The following is a 21,066-nucleotide window of genomic DNA, read 5'->3' on the forward strand; positions in this document are numbered from 1 at the left end:
AGGAGTTCAGGACTCCTACGTGGGAGCAATGTTAGCCGATTCGGGGTAAGAGGTAGTCCAGGGCTCCTTCATGGGTGCATCGCCTTCTTTTTGCGCACATGTGCAGGGTTTACGCAATCAAAATGGCAAAAGGCCCATGCACATTCGCATGGGCCTACTCGGATTCACGATTATCAGCTACATCGCATTGAATTATCGGCGCGCGGCGGCCGGCTCGATGCCGAGCGCCGCCAGCCGCGCGTCGAGCCGCGCCCGCAGCTCGACGCGCGCCGGCGACTCGACGAACGCGGCGTCGAGCGCCTGGCGCATCAAGTCCGCGAGCTCGGCCGCCGTGAAGCCGAACCGCTCGGCGAGCTCCCGGCATTCGCGCGTCATGTTCGTGCCGGACACGGTCGGATTGTCCGTGTTCACCGTGACGACAAGGCCGCGGTCGTAGTAATCCCGCAACGGGAAATCCGACCAGGACGCCACCGCCTTCGTCTGGATGTTGCTCGTCGGACACAGCTCGAGCGGAATGCGGCGCTCCCGGATCCACTCGAGCAGCTCCTGATCTTCGCGTAGGCGCACGCCATGGCCGATGCGTACCGCTCCGAGGCCGGCGACCGCTTCGCGAATACTGTCCGGGCCTGCGGCTTCGCCCGCGTGGATCGTAACCGGGAGACCGGCTTCGCGCGCCCGGGCGAACAACCCGCGGAATCCTACGGCGGGGAAGGCGCCCTCGTCTCCGGCCAGGTCTACGGCCACAAGCCCGCGGCCGTAATGGCGCAACGCGGCTTCGACGACCGGCAGGTTTGCCTCCTCCGAGTGGTGGCGCATGCAGACCGCGATCGCTCTCGCGACAGCCCCGGTCCTGCGCTCGCCTTGTTGAAGACCGGCGACGACCGCACCGATCGCGTCGTCCGCCGACAGGCCGCGCTTCGTATGGAGCAACGGGGCGAAGCGGACTTCGATGTAAAGGCAGTTGTGCGAGGCAGCCTGTTCGACAGCTTCGCGCGCGACCCGAGCAAGCGCTTCGCGCGTCTGCAAAAGCGGCAGTACGAAAGCGAACTTTGACAAATAATCCGGCAGGCTCGCGCACGATTCGTCTACCTGCATGTACGGCAGAAGCGAATCGGCGTCCTGGGCAGGCGAATCATATCCTTGCTCGGCGGCGAGCGCCAGCCACGTTTCCGGCTTGACGCAGCCGTCCAGATGCAGGTGCAGATCGACCTTCGGCAGTTTGAGCACCCAATCTTCCATGACGCTTGCCTCCTTTATCGGGAGCCCGCCGCGTCGTCGGGGGGCGTCTCCGTCAGCTTTTTTTCCATTTGGTCGCGATAAGACTCGGCAGCCGCGAGGCTGGCCCAACCCCGCTCCTCCAGGAACAAACGGTAGCGCAGGCGCTTCGCCGTCAGCTCGGCCCGCAAGCGGCTGCGGTCCCGCTCGTCGCTCGCGCAACCGATGAGGTCCTCCAACGTGACCATCTCCTTGCGCAGCTCCAGCTCCGGCGGCAGGGCGCCGGCGTTTTTCAACATTTTGAAGCCTAGGCGCAGTTCGTCCGGGACGGAGGCGAGCTCGTCCGGCGGCAAGGGCTTGCCCTTGCCGGGCAAATCGTCGAACGCGCCCTGCAGCTGAGCTTCGCGAATTCGCTGCTCGGCGATCGAGGCGGCGAAATGCATGCGACATCCGCTCCTTTCAGTCTTTTATAGATTGTAGCACGATTATTGCCTCGCGCAAGGAGGGAAACGGGAGGAACAAGCGCTAAAATGTCACGAAAAATAACATGCCGTAGCAATGATTGCGATTACAATAAAATCCTGTTGGAAGGCCCAGACAAAGTATTGATTTCTTTTGCGTTTTGATACACAATATGTTCAGCATAAGTCGTTTCAAGTTGATGCAGAATGTTAGATTGATGTAATTTGTTATGGCAAGGTACAATGGTTCGTTGGACAACTTGCCTTAGATCTCCCGAGGAGGGCCTTGTTTGAACGTCTATTTTAATCACGACGGGGGCGGCGACGATTTCGTCGCGCTGCTCCTGCTGCTGCAAATGCCCGATGTGAAGCTGACGGGCGTTTCCGTCATTCCGGCCGACGGCTATCTGGAGCCGTCCGTGCAGGCGAGCCGCAAGATCATCGACCGCTTCGGCCGGACGGACAAGCTCGATGTCGCCCGTTCGGATTCGCGCGGGAAGAACCCGTTCCCGCCCGCCTGGCGCATTATGTCCTTCTACGTCGACGCCCTGCCGATTCTGAACGAAGCTGAGCGCGTCATGACGCCGATCGCGGCTCTTCCGGCGCACCGCCATCTGATTCAAACGGTGCGGGAGACGGAAGGAAAGACGACGCTGGTCTTCACCGGGCCGCTGACCGACCTCGCCCGCGCGCTGGACGAAGCGCCCGATATCGAGGAGCGGATCGAGCGGCTTGTCTGGATGGGCGGCACGTTTCTGCCGAAGGGCAACGTCGAGGAGCCCGAGCACGACGGCACCGCCGAATGGAACGCCTACTGGGATCCGGAAGGCACGGCCCGCGTCTGGGCGAGCGGCATCCCGATCGATCTCGTCGCCCTGGAGAGCACCAATCGCGTGCCGCTTACGCTCGACGTTAGGGACGCCTGGGCCAAGCTCCGGCGCCACGCGGCGATCGATTTTATCGGTCAATGCTACGCGCTCGTTCCGCCTCTCGTATTCTTCGAGACGAATTCGACATATTATTTATGGGACGTGCTTACCGCGGCATTCGTCGGCAAGCCCGATCTCGTGAAGACGAAGACGGTGCGCAGCATCGTCCGGACGGACGGATTCGCCCAGGGCCGCACGCAGGTGGATCCGGACGGACGCCCGGTGAACCTGGTGTTCGACGTGGACCGAGACGGCTTCTTCGGATACATGACGGAGCTGCTGAAGCAAGCTTGACGACGGTTATCACGGAGCGCCGAAGCGGAAGCGGCGGCGCCCGTTGTGACAATTAGATGTTCGAACTTAACGAACACAAGGGGAGAGAACGTAACATGTACAAAAAAAGAATGAAGCCCGTCAGCGTGATGATGATCGTCATCATGGCCGCCATCCTGGTCCTGTCCGGCTGCGGCAAAAAAGCGAACAACGGCGGCGCAGGCGCTTCGGCCAGCCCGTCGGCCAGCGAATCCGCATCGCCTAGCGCGCCTGCTTCTCCGAGCGCGAGCGAGCCATCCAGTCCGGCTACCGGCGCAGGCAAAAAAGTCGGCATGGTCACCGACCTCGGCGGCGTCCACGACAAGTCGTTCAACCAACAAGCATGGGAAGCGCTCCAAAAGCTCAAAGAAGAAGACGGCGCATCCGTCAAATACCTAGAGAGCAAAAAGGACAGCGACTACATTCCGTTCCTGAGCAACTTCGTCAAAGACGGCTACGATCTGACGTGGGGGATCGGCTTCCTCTTCCAAGACGCGGCTACGCAGGTCGCCAAGCAAAACCCGAACGCCAAGTTCGCGCTCGTCGACACGAGCGTCGATCTGCCGAACGTCGAGTCCGTATTGTTTAAAGAAAACGAGGGCTCCTACCTGGTCGGCATCGTCGCCGGACTGACGACCAAGTCGAACAAGATCGGCTTCGTCGGCGGCATGAAGCTGCCGGTCATCCAGAAGTTCGAAGCGGGCTTCAAGGCGGGCGTCGCGGCCGTCAATCCGGACGCGAAGGTTACCGTGAACTACGTCGGCGATTTCAACAAGCCGGACCTCGGCAAACTGGCAGCCGCTTCGATGTACGACGCGGGCAACGATATCATCTTCGTCGCGGCCGGCGGCAGCGGCAACGGCGTCTTCACCGAAGCCAAGCAGCGCTTCAAATCGGGTAAGAAAGTATGGGTTATCGGGGTCGACAAGGACCAGTCGCTCGAATTCGGCAACGATGTCACGCTGACGTCGATGATGAAGAAAGTCGACGAAGCGGTCTACAAAGTATCCAAGGACGTGCTGAACGGGGAATTCCAAGGCGGCAAAGTCGTCGAGCTCGGCCTGGCCGAAGGCGGCGTCGGTCTGCCCAAGGACAACCCGAACGTCTCCGAGGATATTCTGAAAAAGGTCGATGAATATTCGCAGAAGATCATCAGCGGCGAGATCAAGGTTCCGACGACTCCGTAACCATCGCGCGCCGGCGTTCGAAGGGCGAGGCCGAAGGCCTTGCCCTTTCTTTGTGCCAGCCGTACGGAGGATTTCGCTCCTACCCCGTAGAATCATCAGAGGCAGGAGAGGAGATCCTACAGCCTTCATTTCGAACAGGAGCTGAATGAAATGGAACAATCGGTACCCGTTGTCGAACTGGCGGGGATCACGAAACGATTCCCCGGCATCGTCGCGAACGACGACATCAGCCTTGACCTCCGCAAAGGAGAGATCCACGCGCTGCTCGGAGAGAACGGGGCGGGCAAGTCGACGCTCATGAGCATCTTGTTCGGGCTGTACCAGCCGGACGAAGGGGAGATCCGCGTAAACGGCAAAGCCGTCAAAATCGACGGCGCGGGCAAAGCGATCGAACTGGGCATCGGCATGGTCCACCAGCACTTCAAGCTCGTCCAGCCGTTTACGGTCGCGGAGAACATCGTCCTCGGCGTAGAGCCGGTCCGGGGGCTGTCGATCCATCTGAAGCAAGCGAACGAAAAGGTGCGCGAGCTCAGCGCCCGATACGGCCTCAAGGTTGATCCGCTCGTCAAGGTGCAGGATATCTCGGTCGGGATGCAGCAGCGCGTCGAAATTCTGAAGACGCTGTATCGCGGAGCGGAGATTCTCATCTTCGACGAGCCTACTGCCGTCTTGACCGTACAGGAAATTCAGGAGCTGATGCAGATTTTGCGCCAGCTGGCCGGCGAGGGCAAGTCGATTATTCTCATTACGCACAAGCTGAAGGAAATCATGGAAGTGTCGGACCGGGTGACGATCATCCGACGGGGCAAAGTCGTCGGCACGGTTCGCACCGCCGAGACGAGCGAGAGCCAGCTGGCGGAAATGATGGTGGGCCGGCGCGTCTCGTTCGACGTAAACAAAGAGAAGCGGGAACCGGGGCCAGTCGTCCTCGAAGTGGAGAACCTCACCGTAGCCGGAGGAGAGCGCGGCACGCATGCGGTGGACGGCGTTTCCCTGCGCATTCGCGAAGGCGAGATTCTTGGCCTGGCCGGCGTCGACGGCAACGGCCAGCATGAACTGGTGGAGGCGCTTGCCGGCCTGCGGCCGGCGATCGGCGGCCGCATCGCGCTGAACGGTGCCGACGTGACCCGGCTGCCGACCAAGGCGCGCATCGAGGCGGGGCTGGCGAGCATCCCCGAGGACCGTCAGAAGCACGGGCTCGTCCTGGATTTCACGCTCAGCGAAAATATGGTTCTCGGCTCGACCGAGCGCCGGCGCTTTTTCGGCGGCGGTTTTTTGAAGGACAAAGAGATTGACGCCTACGCCAAAAAGCTGGTCGCGGACTTCGACGTCCGCTCGGCGGGCGTCCACAGCCGCGCCCGCTCGCTTTCCGGGGGCAACCAGCAAAAGGCGATCATCGCCCGCGAGCTGGAACGCCATCCGAAGCTGATCGTGGCGGTGCAGCCGACGCGCGGCCTCGATATCGGCGCCATCGAATTCGTTCACGAACGTCTGCTTCAGGCCCGGTCGGAGGGCAAGGCGATCCTGCTCATCTCCTACGAGCTGGACGAGCTGTACAAGCTCAGCGACCGGATCCAGGTCATCTCCGGCGGGCGGATCATGGGCGAGGTCGATCCGGAGCTGGGCGAGGACGACGACAAGATCGGCCTGATGATGGCCGGCCAAGCATCGAACGATCAAGGAGGCGGAGCAGCTTGAGCAAGTGGATCTCATCTCTGAATCAACCGACCGCGCTCGTCCCGGCCGTCGCGATCCTGTTCGGGCTCGTCTTCGGCGGCATCGTCATGCTGCTCGGCGGGTTCGATCCGATCGCCGCCTACGCCGCGCTCGTCCGCAAGGTGTTCGGCTCCTCGTACGACATCGGGGAGACGATCCGCACGATCACGCCGATCCTGTTCACGGGTCTTGCGGTCGGCTTCGCCTTCCGCGCGGGCGTGTTCAACATCGGCGCGGACGGACAATACATTATCGGCATGACGGCCGCCACCTTCGTCGGCATCAAGATCCACCTGCCGGCCTTCCTGCACGCGCCGCTGGCCGTGCTCGTCGGCATGATCTGCGGCGGGCTGTGGGGCGCGCTTTGCGGTTACTTGAAGGCCTATCGCGGCGTGCATGAGGTCATTTCGGCGATCATGCTCAACTGGATCGCCCTGTTTCTCTCCAACTATTTGCTGATGAAGTTCCTCGTCGAGGAAGGCCAGCAGAAGACGCCGAACATCGACGAGACGGCGTCCGTCTCGATCGGCTGGCTGTCGGAGGCGATGGGCGGCGCCCGGATGGACTGGGGGATCTGGATCGGTCTCATCAGCGTCGCGCTCTTCTACATCCTGCTCTGGCGGACCAAGCAAGGCTACGACCTGCGCGCGGTCGGCCATAACCCGGATGCGGCGCAGGCCGCGGGCATCAACGTCAAGACGACGTTTATGAAGACGATGATGATCTCCGGCATGTTCGCCGGGCTTGGCGGCGTCTTCTCCGTCCTCGGCGTGTTCCATTACCAGGTCGCGTCTGGCGCTTCCGAGGGCTACGGCTTCGACGGCATCGCCGTCGCGCTGCTCGGCGGCAACCATCCGGTGGGCATCCTGTTCGGGGCGATCCTGTTCGGCCTCCTCACCTACGGCTCGGCGGGCATGAACTTCGACGCCAACGTGCCGACGGAGATCGTCCGCATCGTCATCGGCAGCATCATCTTCTTCGTCGCTTCGCACAGCATCATTACGAAGCTGCTCAAGCCGATGCTCTCGCGTCGCTCGACGAACAAACGGAAGGGGGCGAGCGCGGATGGCAATGCTGGCTGATCTGATCAATTCGACGCTCGTCTTCTCCGCGGCGCTTATTTTCGCCGCATTGGGCGGCGTCTTCAGCGAACGCTCGGGCGTATTCAACATCGGCCTCGAAGGGATGATGACGGCCGGCGCATTCACGGCCGCGATCGGCACCTATTACGTGCAGGAGGCCGGGGGCTCCGGCGCCTCGCCGTGGATCGGCTTGCTGTGCGGCATCGGGGCCGGCACGCTGTTCGCGCTCCTGCACGCGTACGCAACCGTAACCGTCAAGGCGGATCAGACGATCGTCGGGGTCGTCATCAACATTTTGGCGCTGGCCGTCACCCTTTACCTCGTCAAGTTCATGTTCGAGGGGGCGGGGGACACGCCGCTGCTGGACGAGACCTTCTCGATGGCGGCGATTCCCGGCCTGGCGGACATTCCGTTCATCGGCCAAGCGTTCTTCAACAACTATCCGACGACCTATCTGGCGTACGTGCTCGTTCCGCTGAGCGCCTACCTGCTGTTCCGGACGCCGTTCGGCCTGCGCCTGCGCGCGGTCGGGGAGCATCCGGGCGCCGCGGACACGGTCGGCATCAACGTCACCAAATACCGGTATATCGGGGTGCTGATCAGCGGCGCACTCGCCGGATTGGGCGGCGCCACGATCGTGCTGACGACGACGAGCAACTTCGCGCACAACACGATTTCCGGGCAAGGCTTCATTGCCATCGCGGCGCTCATCTTCGGCCGTTGGAATCCGTACGGCGTCTTCGGCGCGGCGTTTTTCTTCGGCATGGCGCAGGCGGTCCGGATTTTCATCACGCAGTTCGAATTCGCGGCGCACATTCCGAACGAATTCCTTTATATGCTGCCGTACGTGCTGACGCTGCTCGTATTGGCCGGCGTCGTCGGTTCGGTCCGCGGACCGTCCGCGGCGGGCACGCCTTACGATCCATCCAAGCGATAGCGACCGCCGATTTCAGGCAAACGAACAAGACGCGCTCCGGCCGACCGGGGCGCGTCTTGCCGTTTCCGCCGGCGCCGACTTGAACATTTGCCCGGGGCTTGGTACGCTGTTGATACTTCGAGTAAGAGACGGAGCGTGGAGAAGACTCATGATTACCCGCACGGTTACGCCATCCGAGAGCGGCAAGCGGCTGCACCGCTACTTGCGCAATCTTATGCCGAACTTGCCGCTGGGGCAGATCTACAAGATGATCGACCAAGGGAAAGTCAAAATCAACGGCAAACGCAAAAATCAAAACTACGAGCTCGCCTCCGGCGACGAGCTGACGCTGTACCTCGAGGAGACACAGTACACCGAAGCCTCCATCGGGCAAAAAAAAGCCAAGTACGTCGGCGTCAATGCGAACATCGACGTCGTCTACGAGGACGACCAGCTGCTCGTCGCGGCAAAGCCGGCCGGCATGCTGACGCATCCCGACCAGACGGACCAGAAGGACACGCTCGTCAATCGGGTGCACGCTTATTTGTACAAGAAAGGCGAACTGGACAGCCCGATATTCATGCCGGCGACGGCTAACCGGCTGGACCGCAACACGAGCGGCCTCGTGCTCGTCGGCAAGACGGCGGGCATGCTGCATCAGCTCAATCAGTGGATTCAAAAACACGAGCTGGAGAAATATTACGTGACGATCGTCGAAGGCAAGCTCGTCGGCGAAGGGGAGCTAACCGGAGCGCTCGTTCGCGACGAGAAGGCGAACCGGACCCGGGTCGCCGGCGTGCGGGACGCGCAGGAAGACGCGAAGTCGGCGACGACGCGCTATCGGGCTTTGTCCAGCGAGAACGGGTATACGCTCGTCGAGGTGGAGCTCGTCAGCGGCCGGACGCACCAGATCCGCACGCATTTCCAGAGTATCGGCCACCCGCTGTTGGGCGACGTGAAGTATGGCGGCCGAATCTTCGCCGGCATCAACCACCAGCTGCTGCATGCCTGGCGCATCGTCCTGCCGGACGGCCGCGAGTTCCGCGCGCCGCTGCCGCCGCTTTTCCGCCGCACGTCGGACAAGCTCGACTTGCATGGCGTGTAACCTGCCGGCAACAGTGAAACGCAAAAAAAAGGGGTTGCCCCGCAAGAATGCTTCTTGCAGGGGCAACCCCTTTTTTGCATGACGCTGTCCGATCAGTCTCGTTAGAACAGGAAGGTATCCGGATCCGCCCCGAAGCGGCGGTCTTCGTTCAGCCCCTCGATCCGTCGAACCTCGTCTTCGGTCAGGCTGAAGTCGAACAGCTCGGCGTTCTCGGCGATCCGCCGCGGATTCGAGGACTTCGGAATCGTGACGACGCCTTGCTGCAGATCCCATCGCAGGACGATCTGGGCAGGCGTTTTGCCGTACTTGGCAGCCAGCTCCTGCAGAACGGGCTGATCCAGGTTCCCCTGCATGAGCGGGCTCCAAGCCTCGAGCTGGATGCCGTGATCCCGGCAATACGCGAGCGTGTCGCGTTGGGTGAGCAGCGGGTGGAATTCGATCTGGTTCACCATCGGGGCGAGGTCGCTGTGGCGGGCGAGCGTTTCGAGATGATGGACTTTGAAGTTGGACACGCCGATAGCCCGGACCTGGCCGTCCGCGTAGATCTTTTCGAGCGCCCGCCAAGTGTCGACGAATTTGTCCTTCCCCGGCCAATGGATCAGAAGCAGGTCGATGTAGTCGAGACCGAGGCGGCGCTTGCTCGCTTCGAACGCCGCGAGCGCTTGGTCGTAGCCCTGATCGTCGTTCCAGATCTTCGTCGTGACGAACAGCTCTTCCCGCGGGACGCCGCTTTCCTTGACGGCTTGGCCGACGCCCTCCTCGTTGCGGTAGATCATCGCGGTGTCGATGCTGCGGTAACCGGCGTCGATCGCGGCACGGACGGCGTTCACGACCTCCGCGTCGTTGCTCATTTTCCAGACGCCGAGACCGAGCCAGGGCATTTTTACGCCGTTTCGCAGCGTCGCTGCGGCTTGCAGGGATGTTGTCATGGGATCATCGCTCCTTGTCGGATGGGTTAAATGAACAAATCCAGCCATTCCTCGCGTTCGACGGGGCCGAAGTAGAAAGCGAGGTCGACGTCCGCCACCGCCGCCGCGATCGAGGCGCGATCGTAGCGCGCGCCGCGGAGGCGATCGGTCACGTCGGCGACTTCGCCCCGTCCGAAGAAGTCGCCGTAGACGGCCGCCTCGACGATCTTCCCTTCCTGCACGTTCAGCCGGACGTCGAAGGTGCCAGCCGCGAGGCGCTTCGCCTGGCGGACGTTAAACGCCGGAGACAGCCCGTAGTTCCATTCCCAGCTCCGGTACCGTTCGTCCGCCAGCCGGCGGACAGCCGCCCAGTCATCCTCGGTCAGCCGGTACTGCGGGACGGGAGAGGCGCCGGCGAAGATCGAGGCGAGCAGACGGGCTTTGAACGCGTCGATCGTCATCGGCTCGCGCAAAAATTCCGTGATATTCGCGACGCGGCTTCGGACGGACTTGGTCGCCTTCGATTCGAACTTGAGCGGATTGGCGTTCAACGCCGAAGAGACGTTTTCCATATGGGAGTCGAACAGCAGCGTGCCGTGGCTGAACATCCGGCCTTTGGTCGAGAACATGGCGTTGCCGGAAATTTTGCGTTCGCCGACCTGAATGTCGTTGCGGCCGGACAGCTCCGCCTCGACGCCCATTTCGCGCAGAGCCGCAACGACCGGTTCCGTGAATTTGCGGAAGTTGTGGAACGACTGGCCGTCGTCCTTCGTGATGAAGCTGAAGTTCAGGTTGCCGAGGTCGTGATAGACCGCGCCGCCGCCGGACAGCCGGCGAACGACCTGGATGTCGTGCTCCTCCACATACGACGCGTTGACCTCTTCGGCCGTGTTTTGATTTTTACCGATGATGATGGACGGACGGTTGATGTAGAACAGCAGGTAGGGCTCGTCGCCGGGCAGCCGGCGGAGCGTGTACTCCTCAAGCGCCAGGTTCAGCGCGGGATCGTGATTGTTGCCGTTGTCGATGAACAGCAAGTCGTTCTGGCCTCCTTCTACCGACGAGTCGAACATTCGGGGTTCGTTCTCTATTTTATGCCATTTGGGACGTGCGGACAAATTCGTCCAGTTCATATTCCGTTCATATTGGAAATGTAAAATAGAGCGCGTCGAAGGAACCCCGGCGGGTACGAGGGAGGATATGGAAATGTTTCTTGACGGCGTCCAGTATACTGAGTATACTCACAATACAAGCGCAAAGGAATGGAGATGAACCTTGGATGCTTAAGCTGTTTCGGCTGCTGAAGCCGTATCGCTGGCTGATCGCGCTCGTCATGGCGCTCATCCTGCTGCAGTCGCTTTCGGAACTGTATTTGCCGACGTTGATGGCGGATATCGTCAACATCGGGATTGTGGACCGTCAAGGCGACACGAACTATATTTTGAAAATCGGCGGATTTATGCTGCTGGTCACGCTGGGCGGGACGGCGGTGTCGATTCTCGCCAGCCTGTATTCGTCCAAAATCGCGGCGGGCTTCGGCCAAATCGCGCGGGCGAACGTTTTTTCCCAGGTCGAGAACTACTCGCTGCGCGAGTTCGACAAGATCGGTACCGCGTCGCTCATCACCCGGACGACGAACGACATCACCCAGGTGCAGCAAGTGCTGATCATGATGCTGCGGATGATGGTCATGGCGCCGATGATGTGCATCGGGGGCATCATTATGGCCGTGTCCAAGGACGCGACGCTGTCGCTCGTGCTCGTCGTGGCGATCCCGGTGCTGGTGCTCACGATCGTCGCGGTCGCGAGCAAGGGCATTCCGCTCTTCCGGGTTATCCAGAAGAAGCTGGACAAGCTGAATCTCGTGCTGCGGGAAAGCCTCACCGGCATCCGCGTCATTCGTTCGTTCAACCGGACGGAGCATGAGAAGAAGCGTTTCGTGGAGGCGAACAAGGATCTGACGGACACCTCGATCCGGGTCAATCAGATCATGGCCGCCCTCTGGCCGCTCATGATGCTGATCATGAACTTTTCCTCGATCGCCATCATTTGGTTCGGCGGCGAACGGATCGGCAGCGGCCATATGGCGGTCGGGGACTTGATGGCCTTCTTGCAATACGCCATGCAGATCATGTTCTCCATGCTGATGCTGTCGATGATGTTCGTCATGGTGCCGCGCGCTTCGGCTTCCGCCGTCCGGATCAACGAAGTGCTCGATCTGCCGCCGACGCTCGTCGACGCGCCTGACGCCCGGACGGAGATCGCGACGAGCGGACTGGTCGAATTCGACGACGTTACCTTCAGCTATCCCGGGGCCGAACAGCCGGCACTCTCCGGCATCACGTTTACGGCGCGTCCCGGCGAAGTGACGGCGATCATCGGAGGCACGGGCGCGGGCAAGTCGACGCTGCTCAATTTGATCCCGCGGTTTTACGACGCCGAGAGCGGCTCGGTCCGCATCGACGGCGTCGACGTGCGGGAACGCAAGCAGGAGGAGCTCCGCGCCCAGATTGGCCTCGTGCCGCAAAAAGCGGTGCTGTTCACCGGCACGATCGAGGACAACATCCGTTTCGGCAAGGAGGAGGCGACGGACGAAGAGATCCGGCATGCGGCCGATATCGCCCAGGCGACCGAGTTCATCTCGGGCATGGAAGACGGCTTCGCGTCGAGCATCGCCCAAGGCGGGACCAATGTGTCCGGCGGGCAGAAGCAGCGGCTCTCCATCGCCCGCGCGCTCGTACGGCGGCCGGACATTTATTTGTTCGACGACAGCTTCTCCGCGCTGGACTTCAAGACCGACGCCAAGCTGCGCGCGGCCTTGAAGGGCGAAACGCGGTCGTCGACCGTCATTATCGTCGCCCAGCGCGTCAGCACCGTCATGGATGCCGATCAGATCATCGTGCTGGACGAGGGACGCATCGCAGACATCGGCACGCATCACGAGCTGCTGAAATCTTCCGAGGTATATCGGGAGATCGTGTCTTCGCAGCTGTCGGAGGAGGAGATCGCATGAGCGGGCCATCGAACCAACAACGCGGGGCGGGCGGTCCGGGCAGAGGTCCGGGCGGCGGCGGCCCCGGCCGCGGTCCCGGCTTCGGTCCGCCGGGCATGATGGCGATGCCGGGACAGAAAGCCAAAAACTTCAAAGGCTCTTTCCGCCGGCTGCTGCAATATTTGAAGCCGTTCCGGTTCAAGCTGCTGGCCGTCTTCCTGACGGCGATCCTGAGCACCGTCTTCTCCATTCTGAGCCCGAAGATCATGGGCCATGCGACGACGTTGTTGTTCAAAGGCGTCGTAGCAAAAATGCAACATGTTCCGGGCGCCGCGATCGATTACCAGGGCATCTGGAACATCGTCGCGCTGTTGGCGGGCCTGTACCTGCTGAGCTCCGCGTTCGGGTACGTGCAGCAGTTCCTCATGGCGGGCGTCGCGCAGAAGACGGTCTACCGCCTGCGCAACGATGTGAACGACAAGCTGTCGCGGCTGCCGCTGAAGTTCTACGATTCCCGGACGCACGGCGAAATTCTGAGCCGCGTCGTCAACGACGTCGACAACATCAGCAACACGCTGCAGCAGAGCTTGACGCAACTCATCACCTCGGTCGTCACGCTGATCGGCGTCATCGTCATGATGCTGACGATCAGCCCGCTGCTGACGCTCATTCTCGTGCTGACGCTGCCGCTCAGCTTCCTCGTGATCAAGGCGATCGCGGGGCGGTCGCAAACGTACTTCAAAGGGCAGCAAAAGCATCTCGGCGAGCTGAACGGACATGTCGAGGAGATGTATACCGGGCACCAGATCGTTAAGGCGTTCGGCCACGAGAAAAAGGCGCTCGACAAGTTCGACACGATCAACAAGGAACTGTACGACGCCGGATGGCGGGCGCAGTTCGTGTCGGGCATCATCATGCCGCTCATGAGCCTCATCGGCAACATCGGCTACGTCGCGATCAGCGTCGTCGGCGGGGTGCTGGTGACGCGCGGCTCGATCAATATCGGGGACATCCAGGCGTTCATCCAGTATGCGCGACAGTTCACGATGCCGATCACGCAGACAGCGAACATCGCGAACATCATCCAGTCCACGATCGCTTCGGCAGAGCGGGTGTTCGAGCTGCTCGACGAGGAAGAGGAAGTGAAGGAAGCGAAGGAAGAGCTCGACTTGGCCCGCGCAAAAGGGAACGTGGCGTTCCGCGACGTCAGCTTCGGCTACAAGGCGGACGCGCCGCTGATCGAGCACATGAACATCGACGTGAAGGCCGGGCAGACGGTTGCCATCGTCGGACCGACGGGAGCGGGCAAGACGACGCTCGTCAACCTGCTCATGCGGTTCTACGAAGTGAACGACGGTGCGATTACCGTGGATGGCGTGGACATCACGCGGCTCAAGCGCGGCAATCTGCGCAGTCTGTTCGGAATGGTGCTGCAGGACACGTGGCTGTTCAACGGCACGATCCGGGACAATATCGCCTACGGTCGCGCCGGAGCGACGGAGGAGGAGATCGTCGAGGCGGCGCGCGCGGCGCACGCGGACCACTTTATCCGCACGCTGCCGGACGGGTACGACACGATCCTGAACGAGGAGGCGTCCAACCTCTCCCAAGGCCAGAAGCAGCTGCTCACGATCGCCCGCGCCATTCTGGCGGACCCGGCGATCCTCATCCTCGACGAAGCCACGAGCAGCGTCGATACACGAACCGAGGTGCAGATCCAAAAGGCGATGAACGCGCTCATGGAAAACCGCACGAGCTTCGTCATTGCGCACCGACTGTCTACGATTCGCGAGGCCGACCTGATCCTCGTCATGAACAAGGGCAGCGTCATCGAGAAGGGCACGCACGAAGAACTGCTGGCGCAGGAAGGATTTTATGCCGACCTGTACAACAGCCAGTTCTCCGACCGAGTCGCCCCGAACGCCGTTTAAGCGAAACCGCCGTCCGTCTCCGCAAGGAGGCGTGCGGCTTTTGTTTTTTGCGCTGCGGCGAGGCGTTCCGCTTTTCAAGGATGGGAACGCGGTGGTACACTGGTCACGTAGAGACCCGCCCGTCCGGCGGGTCGAGCTGCCGGGCCTTCGGCTCGGACAAGGGGGAAGAAGAAATGCGAACGGAAATGCTCCAAGCGCTGAAGCGGGAAAAGATCGTCGCCATCGTCCGGGGTATCTCGGATCGGCAGGCGGATGCCGTCGCCAAGGCGATGCATGACGGCGGCATTGCGTTTTTGGAAGTGACCTTGAATACGGAAGGCGCGCTCGGCATGATTTCCCGATTGCGCTCGGCGTACGAGGGGCGGATGCGTATCGGGGCGGGCACGGTGCTCGACTTGGGACAAGCCAAGGAAGCGGTCGCCGCCGGGGCCCAGTACCTCATTTCGCCGAACGTCGACGAAGAGGTCATTTACTACGGCGTCGAGCAGGGCGTCGACGTTTGGCCGGGCGCGATGACGCCGACGGAGATCGTGAACGCGTATAAAGCCGGCGCCTCGGCCGTCAAGCTGTTCCCGCTCGGGACGCTCGGGGTGAATTACCTCAAAGAGGTACGCGCCCCGCTCGACCACATTCCGCTGATCGCGACGGGCGGCGTCAACCTGCAGAACATCCGCACCGTCATCGAAGCGGGCGCGGTCGCCGTGGGACTGGGCAACAACCTGGTCAACAAAGCGTTGATCGAGGCGGGCGATTATGAAGGTCTGACGAAGCTGGCGTCCGACTTCGCGACCGAAGTCAAGCGCGCCTGAGCCCGCCGTTCGCAGCTTCCGGCGCAGCCGACCGGCATATACAAATAAGCCTGCTCCGCGATAAGCGGAGCAGGCCTTTTTGTATACGAAAACTCCCACTTCGACTGGGGGTTCAAGCTATGAGTAGTCATCCTTTGAACGCCATGATGATCGACTGAAGTTCAAAAGTATTCGATGATTAGAATACAATAGGCCCCCAGGGCGATAGATGATCGATTGTATTCGATTTTTAGCACACCATCCGCACCTTAGGGACTAAATGACGAAATGTAATCGATTTACCGTGTACAATCGCAATCAGCTAAAAGAAGATCAGAAGTCCGATCAATTCACGTTTGAAAGAACTGTTCGACCCGTTTGCGGGTGAGTCGGTGAAAAATGGCGTGTATTGAGGCCCCTTTTCAGGGGCTAGCCCGAGGCAACACGCGGTTGACAGTTCTACAGTTCGCCTTAGAGGCGCTTGCTAGCAGCATTGCCCTAATAGGGCTGATGGAAGCCACCGACTAAGCCGGTGGTTATGACTGGCATTCGCGTCTAGGCGGGCAACGATCGGCCAGACGGACGGCGCAGACCTCCACAGCTGCCGCCGATGTCAGCCTGTAAACGAGGGAGTCTCCTGTCGGCGCCAGAAGTCCGCAAAGCGGCCGTTCGACCGGAGCAGCTCCTGCGGACGTCCGAATTCGCGAATCTCCCCGTCCTCCAGGAAGGCGACGTAGTCGGCGTCCCGGATCGTGGAGAGCCGATGCGCGATGATGATCTTGGTGGCGTCACCGGCCCATTGCGAAAGGGTCGCCTGGAACAGCGCCTCGGTTTCCACATCCAAGGCGGAGGTGGGCTCGTCCAGAATCAAGATCGACGGCTTCCGCAAGATGGCGCGCGCAATGGCGATACGTTGCTTTTGTCCCTGGGACAGCTTGATGCCCTGCTCTCCGACCGGGGTCGCGAAGCCGTTGGGCAGCCGCTCGATGAATCCCAGCGACTGGGACAGCTCCGCCGCCCGTCGAAGCGCTTCAGGATCGGCATCGGACGCGCCGACGGCGATGTTGCCGGCGATCGTATCGTCGAATAGATAGACATCCTGGGCGACGGCCGCGAGGTGCTGGCGCAGGGAGTCAAGCGTGTATTCTCCAATGGCACGTCCGTTCAAGCGAATGGCGCCTCCGTCCGGCTCGTAAAAGCGGTACAGCAGCTTGACGATCGTGCTCTTGCCTCCGCCGCTCGGGCCGACAAGCGCAAGCGTCTTGCCGGCCGGAACGTCGAACGAGACGTTCCGCAGCACTTGGCGGTCAGACTCGTAGGCGAACGACACCCGATCGAACCGGATGCTCGCCGGCTGCGGGGCGAGCGCGATTCCCCGGTCGTCGTCCTCGGGCCGCCGCTCCATCAGCTCGAGCAGTTGCTCGGCGCCTGAGGAGACCCGCTGCAAGGAGCCGATAATGCCGACGATGCTCGCGAACGGCTCCGTCACCTTGTCGAGCAGCGCGAGGAAAGCGACGAGCGCCCCGGGGCCGATCTGACCCATCGCGATCAAGACCGCCCCCGCTCCCATGCCGACGAGGTAGCCGAGGCGCTCCGGGAGTACCCGAATCAGCTCGCGAAGCGCTTCCATTTTTTCGATCGAAATCCACAGCCGCGTCCCTTCCTCGCACACTTGTCCGAACTTCCCGATGACCGGCCGTTCCAGCCGGTTCATCTTGATCTCGCGAATGCCGCCCATCGCTTCGCCCATATGGCGGAACACCTCGCCGCCGTTCTCTTGCTCTTCGGCGATCAGCTGCTTGAACGCGCGGCGGCCGACCAGATTGCTGAGCACCTGCAGCGGTCCGATGCACAGCGCCGTCACGCCTAGCAACGGATTGACTGCGAATAAGTACACGCCGATCCCGAGGAAGGCGAAGGGGAGCGAGACGAGGCGGATGATGTCGAAGACGAGAAATTGCTTGAACACCTCGAGTTCGTTGAACAGCAAACGGTTGGCGTGAGCGCTGTGCCGGCCTTCGTGGTAGCCGAGCGAGAGGCGCAGCAGCCGATCGAGCGCCATTCGGCGCATCTCGAAAACGACCCGCGTGTTGACGATCTGATTGCAGACGCGGGAGAAGTAGTTCAGCGCGATGCCGAGCAGAACGAAGAGGAGGAGGGCCGCAATCAAGCCGATCAGCTCCGCGTTCGAGAGGGTCCGGTCCGTATTGTCGATGAGCCGCCGCGCCGTCTCGGCCAACAACAGGGAGACTGCTGTACCGCCGAGCTGAAGGAGCAGCACGAGTCCGTACAGATGCTTGTACCTTAAACACAGCCTCAAGAAAAAACGAAAGCCTTCGCGTTTCCATAACGACCGGATCGACCGGTTCGGTGGCATAGGCACGCTCCTGTCGTGGGAAGACACCCTGCTCCTTCCAAAGTTATCCAACATTATACGCGAACCGACCGATCTGTCAATCCCGATACCGAGGAAGAAAAGGCGACCCCGCATGCGCTGGGATCGCCTTGCTCTCACTTATATAGCTGCCGAAACTTCTCCGGCGGCAAGCCCGTCTTGCGCCGAAAGGTGGCGACGAAGTGACTCACATCGCGGAAGCCGACCTTGGCCGCGATCGACTTGACCGTTTCCTCGGGCGCAGCGATGAGCAGCTCCTTCGCTTTGCGGATGCGAAAGTGAACGAGGTAGCTGTAAGGCGATTGGGCGAACGTGCGCTGGAACAGCTCGTTCGTCGTGCTGGAGGGCATGCCGAGCACGGCCAGCATTTCGGAGAGGCCGATCTCCGGGTCGGCGTAATGACGGTCCATCCACGCAATCAAAGGACGAAGCTTCTCCGAAGCGTGAACGATCGAGGCTTGGTTATCGAAGCGGCCGTATTGGCGCAGCGTCAGCAAAAAACGGTAAGCGTCGGCGGAGCCGTTCAAGCCGAACAAATCGGAGTCCGACGCCATTCGTTCAAGCATCCCGTATACGAATCCGGCGAGCGGCGAGTCGGCCTCCCACTGGACGGCGCACGACTCCTGCAGGTCGAGCGCGCGCACCATCTCCGGCACGGCGGGGCCGCCGAACGTGAGGTAAGCCGTATGCCATCTGCCGCCTACGGGCGCGTAAGCGTGCGGGACGTGGGGCGAGAGCAGCAGACCGCTGCCTACGGGCAGAGCGTACGATTTGCCGGCGGCGGTGAACAACCCCTCTCCCTCTATCGTCTGCAGCCAGTGATAATACGGATAGCCCTCGGGGCGGGCCATGCGCCCCTCGTCCGGCATCGTGCCGATCGTCTCGACGAAAAGGGGGAGCCGGCGCTCCTGTCCCGGCGTCAGCGCGAAGCGGAGCAGGGAAGACATGCGTCATTCCTCCGATGATGTTTCGTTAGATTGTTATATTTCCATAGAGAATGTTTATATTTTACCGGAAAGTAGGCTCTATTAAAATAGAGATATCTTTATACGACAAGGAAGTGTCGGATCTTGATCAACGAGAAGCTCCCGAAGATTTGGTACGGCGGGGATTACAATCCTGAACAATGGGAAGCGGATACATGGGCCGAGGACGATCGCCTGTTCAAGCTGGCGGGCATCGACGTCGCGACGATCAACGTCTTCTCGTGGGCGCTGACTCAGCCGAGCGAGGAGGCGTACGATTTCGCCTTGCTGGACGAGACGATCGACCGCCTTCATGCGAACGGCGTTTCCGTCTGCCTGGCCACCGGAACGGGCGCACACCCGGCTTGGATGGCGAAACGCCATCCCGAGGTGACGCGCGTCGACTATCACGGCCGCAAGCGCAAGTTCGGCGGGCGTCACAACTCCTGTCCGAACAGTCCCGTATACCGGCATTACGCGCGGCTTCTCGCGGGCAAGCTGGCGGAGCGCTACAAAGATCATCCGGGGCTGCTGATTTGGCACGTTTCCAACGAGTACGGCGGATACTGCTACTGCGATAACTGCGCGGCCGCCTTCCGCGTTTGGCTGGAGCGGCGGTACGGCTCGCTCGAGGAGCTGAACCGCGCCTGGAACACCCGTTTCTGGGGCCATACGTTTTACGATTGGGACGAGATCGTGCCGCCGAACGAACTGAGCGAGGAGTGGGGCGGCAGCAATACGAACTTCCAGGGCATCTCGCTCGACTATCGGCGCTTTCAGTCCGCCAGCCTCCTCGACTGCTATAAGCTGGAGTACGACGCGATCAAAGCGCATACACCGCATGTGCCGGTCACGACGAACCTGATGGGCTTGTACCCGCAGCTGGACTACTTCGAATGGGCCAAGCATCTGGACGTCGTATCGTGGGACAACTATCCGTCGCTCACGACGCCCGTCAGTCTGACCGCGATGACGCACGATCTGATGCGCGGCCTGAAGCAGGGGCAGCCGTTTATGCTGATGGAGCAGACGCCGAGCCAACAGAACTGGCAGGCGTACAATTCGCTCAAACGGCCTGGCGTCATGCGGCTATGGAGCTACCAGGCCGTCGCGCGCGGCGCGGACACGGTGCTGTTCTTTCAGCTCCGCCGCTCGATCGGCGCCTGCGAGAAATACCACGGCGCGGTCATCGAACACGTCGGCCACGAGCATACCCGGGTATTTCGGGAAGCGGCCGCCCTCGGCACGGAGCTTGGGGCGCTGTCCGACCGACTGCTGGACGCCCGCTCGGCGGCGCGCGTCGCCATCGTCTTCGACTGGGAAAACCGGTGGGCGATCGAGCTTTCCAGCGGTCCGAGCGTCGCCCTGAACTACGTCGACGAGGTCCACAAATATTACGACGCGCTGTTCCGGCTGCGAATTCCGGTCGACATGGTCGGCGTCGAAGCCGATCTGAGCGGCTACGATATCGTAATCGCGCCCGTCCTGTACATGGTGAAGCCGGGGTTCGCTGCGAAGGCGGAGACGTTCACTGCGGCGGGCGGGACGTTCGTGACGACGTTCTTCAGCGGCATCGTCAACGAACGCGACATCGTCACGCTCGGCGGCTATCCGGGCGAGCTGCGCCGGCTTCTCGGCATCTGGGCCGAGGAGATCGACGCGCTGATGCCGGAGCAGCGCAACCGGATCGTGGTAAAGGGAGAACAGGGGGCGCTGCAAGGGACATACGAATGCGGCATCCTGTGCGATCTCATCCACGCCGAAGGCGCGGAAGTCGTCGCCGAATACGGCGACGACTTTTACCAAGGCATGCCGGCGGTCACGGTCAACCGATTCGGCCGCGGGGAAGCCTGGTACGTGGCGACGAGCCCGGACGCCGCGTTTCTGCGGGATTTCCTCGGCCGTCTTGCGGCCGGCAAAGGGCTGGAGCCGCTCGTGCGGGCGTCCGAAGGCGTCGAGGCGACGGTGCGGGTCAAGGAAGGGAAGCGGTACTTGTTCCTGCTGAACCACCTGCCCGAAGCCGCTACCGTGGAAGGCGTCGCGGAGGGCGTGGATCTGCTGACCGGGGAAACGGTCTCCGGCGCGCTCGCCGTGCCAGGACGGGGCGTTGCCATCGTCGCCCAAACGAACGCATAAAGATCGAATCGCAGACGGGATTTCAAAC

At 61.5% G+C, this 21,066-nt stretch carries 16 protein-coding genes; 10 read left to right on the top strand and 6 right to left on the bottom strand.

Annotated elements, in window-relative coordinates; all coding sequences use genetic code 11:
- Positions 1-192 precede the first annotated feature (192 nt).
- Both add and LKX83_RS09590 read right to left on the bottom strand, forming a co-directional pair.
- Positions 193-1,239, bottom strand: a complete 1,047-nt coding sequence (gene add, locus LKX83_RS09585; RefSeq protein WP_227881962.1) for an adenosine deaminase — start codon at positions 1,237-1,239, stop codon at positions 193-195.
- 14 nt (positions 1,240-1,253) lie between these two features.
- Positions 1,254-1,658: a DnaJ family domain-containing protein gene (locus LKX83_RS09590; RefSeq protein WP_227881963.1), complete on the bottom strand. Its 405-nt coding sequence runs from the start codon at positions 1,656-1,658 to the stop codon at positions 1,254-1,256.
- A 308-nt stretch (positions 1,659-1,966) separates the two neighbouring features.
- Between LKX83_RS09590 and LKX83_RS09595 the strand changes: the two genes are divergently transcribed.
- From LKX83_RS09595 to LKX83_RS09620, 6 genes are all read left to right on the top strand, one after another.
- The gene (locus tag LKX83_RS09595) at positions 1,967-2,899 is read left to right on the top strand and encodes a nucleoside hydrolase (RefSeq protein ID WP_227881964.1); all 933 of its coding nucleotides are present in this window, start codon (positions 1,967-1,969) and stop codon (positions 2,897-2,899) included.
- 95 nt (positions 2,900-2,994) lie between these two features.
- Positions 2,995-4,104: a BMP family lipoprotein gene (locus LKX83_RS09600; RefSeq protein ID WP_370639055.1), complete on the top strand. Its 1,110-nt coding sequence runs from the start codon at positions 2,995-2,997 to the stop codon at positions 4,102-4,104.
- A 150-nt stretch (positions 4,105-4,254) separates the two neighbouring features.
- On the top strand, positions 4,255-5,802 hold the full coding sequence (locus LKX83_RS09605; protein ID WP_227881965.1) for an ABC transporter ATP-binding protein: 1,548 nt from the start codon (positions 4,255-4,257) through the stop codon (positions 5,800-5,802).
- Positions 5,799-6,902: an ABC transporter permease gene (locus tag LKX83_RS09610; protein ID WP_227881966.1), complete on the top strand. Its 1,104-nt coding sequence runs from the start codon at positions 5,799-5,801 to the stop codon at positions 6,900-6,902. Before LKX83_RS09605 ends, LKX83_RS09610 begins: the two co-directional genes overlap by 4 nt.
- Positions 6,886-7,839, top strand: a complete 954-nt coding sequence (locus tag LKX83_RS09615; protein ID WP_227881967.1) for an ABC transporter permease — start codon at positions 6,886-6,888, stop codon at positions 7,837-7,839. The genes LKX83_RS09610 and LKX83_RS09615 overlap by 17 nt, the downstream gene beginning before the upstream one ends.
- A gap of 148 nt (positions 7,840-7,987) precedes the next feature.
- Positions 7,988-8,923, top strand: a complete 936-nt coding sequence (locus LKX83_RS09620) for an RluA family pseudouridine synthase (protein WP_227881968.1) — start codon at positions 7,988-7,990, stop codon at positions 8,921-8,923.
- Between the two features lie 101 nt (positions 8,924-9,024).
- Here the strand turns inward: LKX83_RS09620 and LKX83_RS09625 are convergent, their stop codons facing one another.
- Both LKX83_RS09625 and LKX83_RS09630 read right to left on the bottom strand, forming a co-directional pair.
- The gene (locus tag LKX83_RS09625; RefSeq protein WP_227881969.1) at positions 9,025-9,852 is read right to left on the bottom strand and encodes an aldo/keto reductase; all 828 of its coding nucleotides are present in this window, start codon (positions 9,850-9,852) and stop codon (positions 9,025-9,027) included.
- A gap of 26 nt (positions 9,853-9,878) precedes the next feature.
- The gene (locus LKX83_RS09630) at positions 9,879-10,868 is read right to left on the bottom strand and encodes a lipoate--protein ligase (protein ID WP_227881970.1); all 990 of its coding nucleotides are present in this window, start codon (positions 10,866-10,868) and stop codon (positions 9,879-9,881) included.
- Positions 10,869-11,110: 242 nt separating this feature from the next.
- On the opposite strand from LKX83_RS09630, the gene LKX83_RS09635 reads away from it, so the two are divergent.
- The 3 genes from LKX83_RS09635 (at position 11,111) to LKX83_RS09645 (ending at position 15,563) form a co-directional block, all read left to right on the top strand.
- Positions 11,111-12,844: an ABC transporter ATP-binding protein gene (locus LKX83_RS09635; RefSeq protein ID WP_227881971.1), complete on the top strand. Its 1,734-nt coding sequence runs from the start codon at positions 11,111-11,113 to the stop codon at positions 12,842-12,844.
- On the top strand, positions 12,841-14,754 hold the full coding sequence (locus LKX83_RS09640; protein WP_304518315.1) for an ABC transporter ATP-binding protein: 1,914 nt from the start codon (positions 12,841-12,843) through the stop codon (positions 14,752-14,754). Before LKX83_RS09635 ends, LKX83_RS09640 begins: the two co-directional genes overlap by 4 nt.
- 173 nt (positions 14,755-14,927) lie before the next feature.
- Positions 14,928-15,563, top strand: coding sequence for a bifunctional 4-hydroxy-2-oxoglutarate aldolase/2-dehydro-3-deoxy-phosphogluconate aldolase (locus LKX83_RS09645; RefSeq protein WP_227881972.1), 636 nt, complete (start codon positions 14,928-14,930; stop codon positions 15,561-15,563).
- Positions 15,564-16,155: 592 nt separating this feature from the next.
- Here the strand turns inward: LKX83_RS09645 and LKX83_RS09650 are convergent.
- Complete coding sequence (locus LKX83_RS09650) at positions 16,156-17,919, bottom strand: ABC transporter ATP-binding protein (RefSeq protein ID WP_227881973.1); 1,764 nt, start codon at positions 17,917-17,919, stop codon at positions 16,156-16,158.
- 134 nt (positions 17,920-18,053) lie between these two features.
- Positions 18,054-18,884 (bottom strand): AraC family transcriptional regulator, encoded by an 831-nt coding sequence (locus LKX83_RS09655; protein ID WP_227881974.1) that lies wholly within the window; start codon positions 18,882-18,884, stop codon positions 18,054-18,056.
- A gap of 123 nt (positions 18,885-19,007) precedes the next feature.
- Here LKX83_RS09655 and LKX83_RS09660 point away from each other — a divergent pair, with 123 nt between their 5' ends.
- Complete coding sequence (locus tag LKX83_RS09660) at positions 19,008-21,038, top strand: beta-galactosidase (RefSeq protein ID WP_227881975.1); 2,031 nt, start codon at positions 19,008-19,010, stop codon at positions 21,036-21,038.
- The last annotated feature ends 28 nt before the right edge of the window (positions 21,039-21,066 follow it).

It is taken from the genome of Cohnella baijiui (genome assembly GCF_020731285.1).
Lineage (GTDB): Bacteria > Bacillota > Bacilli > Paenibacillales > Paenibacillaceae > Cohnella.

Bases quoted from the DNA above. Each gene is read 5' to 3' on its own strand.
- LKX83_RS09625 (WP_227881969.1), bottom strand. From the start codon at position 9,852: ATGACAACATCCCTGCAAGCCGCAGCGACGCTGCGAAACGGCGTAAAA.
- LKX83_RS09590 (WP_227881963.1), bottom strand. From the start codon at position 1,658: ATGCATTTCGCCGCCTCGATCGCCGAGCAGCGAATTCGCGAAGCTCAG.
- LKX83_RS09635 (WP_227881971.1), top strand. From the start codon at position 11,111: ATGCTTAAGCTGTTTCGGCTGCTGAAGCCGTATCGCTGGCTGATCGCG.
- LKX83_RS09620 (WP_227881968.1), top strand. From the start codon at position 7,988: ATGATTACCCGCACGGTTACGCCATCCGAGAGCGGCAAGCGGCTGCAC.
- LKX83_RS09605 (WP_227881965.1), top strand. From the start codon at position 4,255: ATGGAACAATCGGTACCCGTTGTCGAACTGGCGGGGATCACGAAACGA.
- add (WP_227881962.1), bottom strand. From the start codon at position 1,239: ATGGAAGATTGGGTGCTCAAACTGCCGAAGGTCGATCTGCACCTGCAT.
- LKX83_RS09650 (WP_227881973.1), bottom strand. From the start codon at position 17,919: ATGCCACCGAACCGGTCGATCCGGTCGTTATGGAAACGCGAAGGCTTT.
- LKX83_RS09615 (WP_227881967.1), top strand. From the start codon at position 6,886: ATGGCAATGCTGGCTGATCTGATCAATTCGACGCTCGTCTTCTCCGCG.
- LKX83_RS09655 (WP_227881974.1), bottom strand. From the start codon at position 18,884: ATGTCTTCCCTGCTCCGCTTCGCGCTGACGCCGGGACAGGAGCGCCGG.
- LKX83_RS09645 (WP_227881972.1), top strand. From the start codon at position 14,928: ATGCGAACGGAAATGCTCCAAGCGCTGAAGCGGGAAAAGATCGTCGCC.
- LKX83_RS09600 (WP_370639055.1), top strand. From the start codon at position 2,995: ATGTACAAAAAAAGAATGAAGCCCGTCAGCGTGATGATGATCGTCATC.
- LKX83_RS09640 (WP_304518315.1), top strand. From the start codon at position 12,841: ATGAGCGGGCCATCGAACCAACAACGCGGGGCGGGCGGTCCGGGCAGA.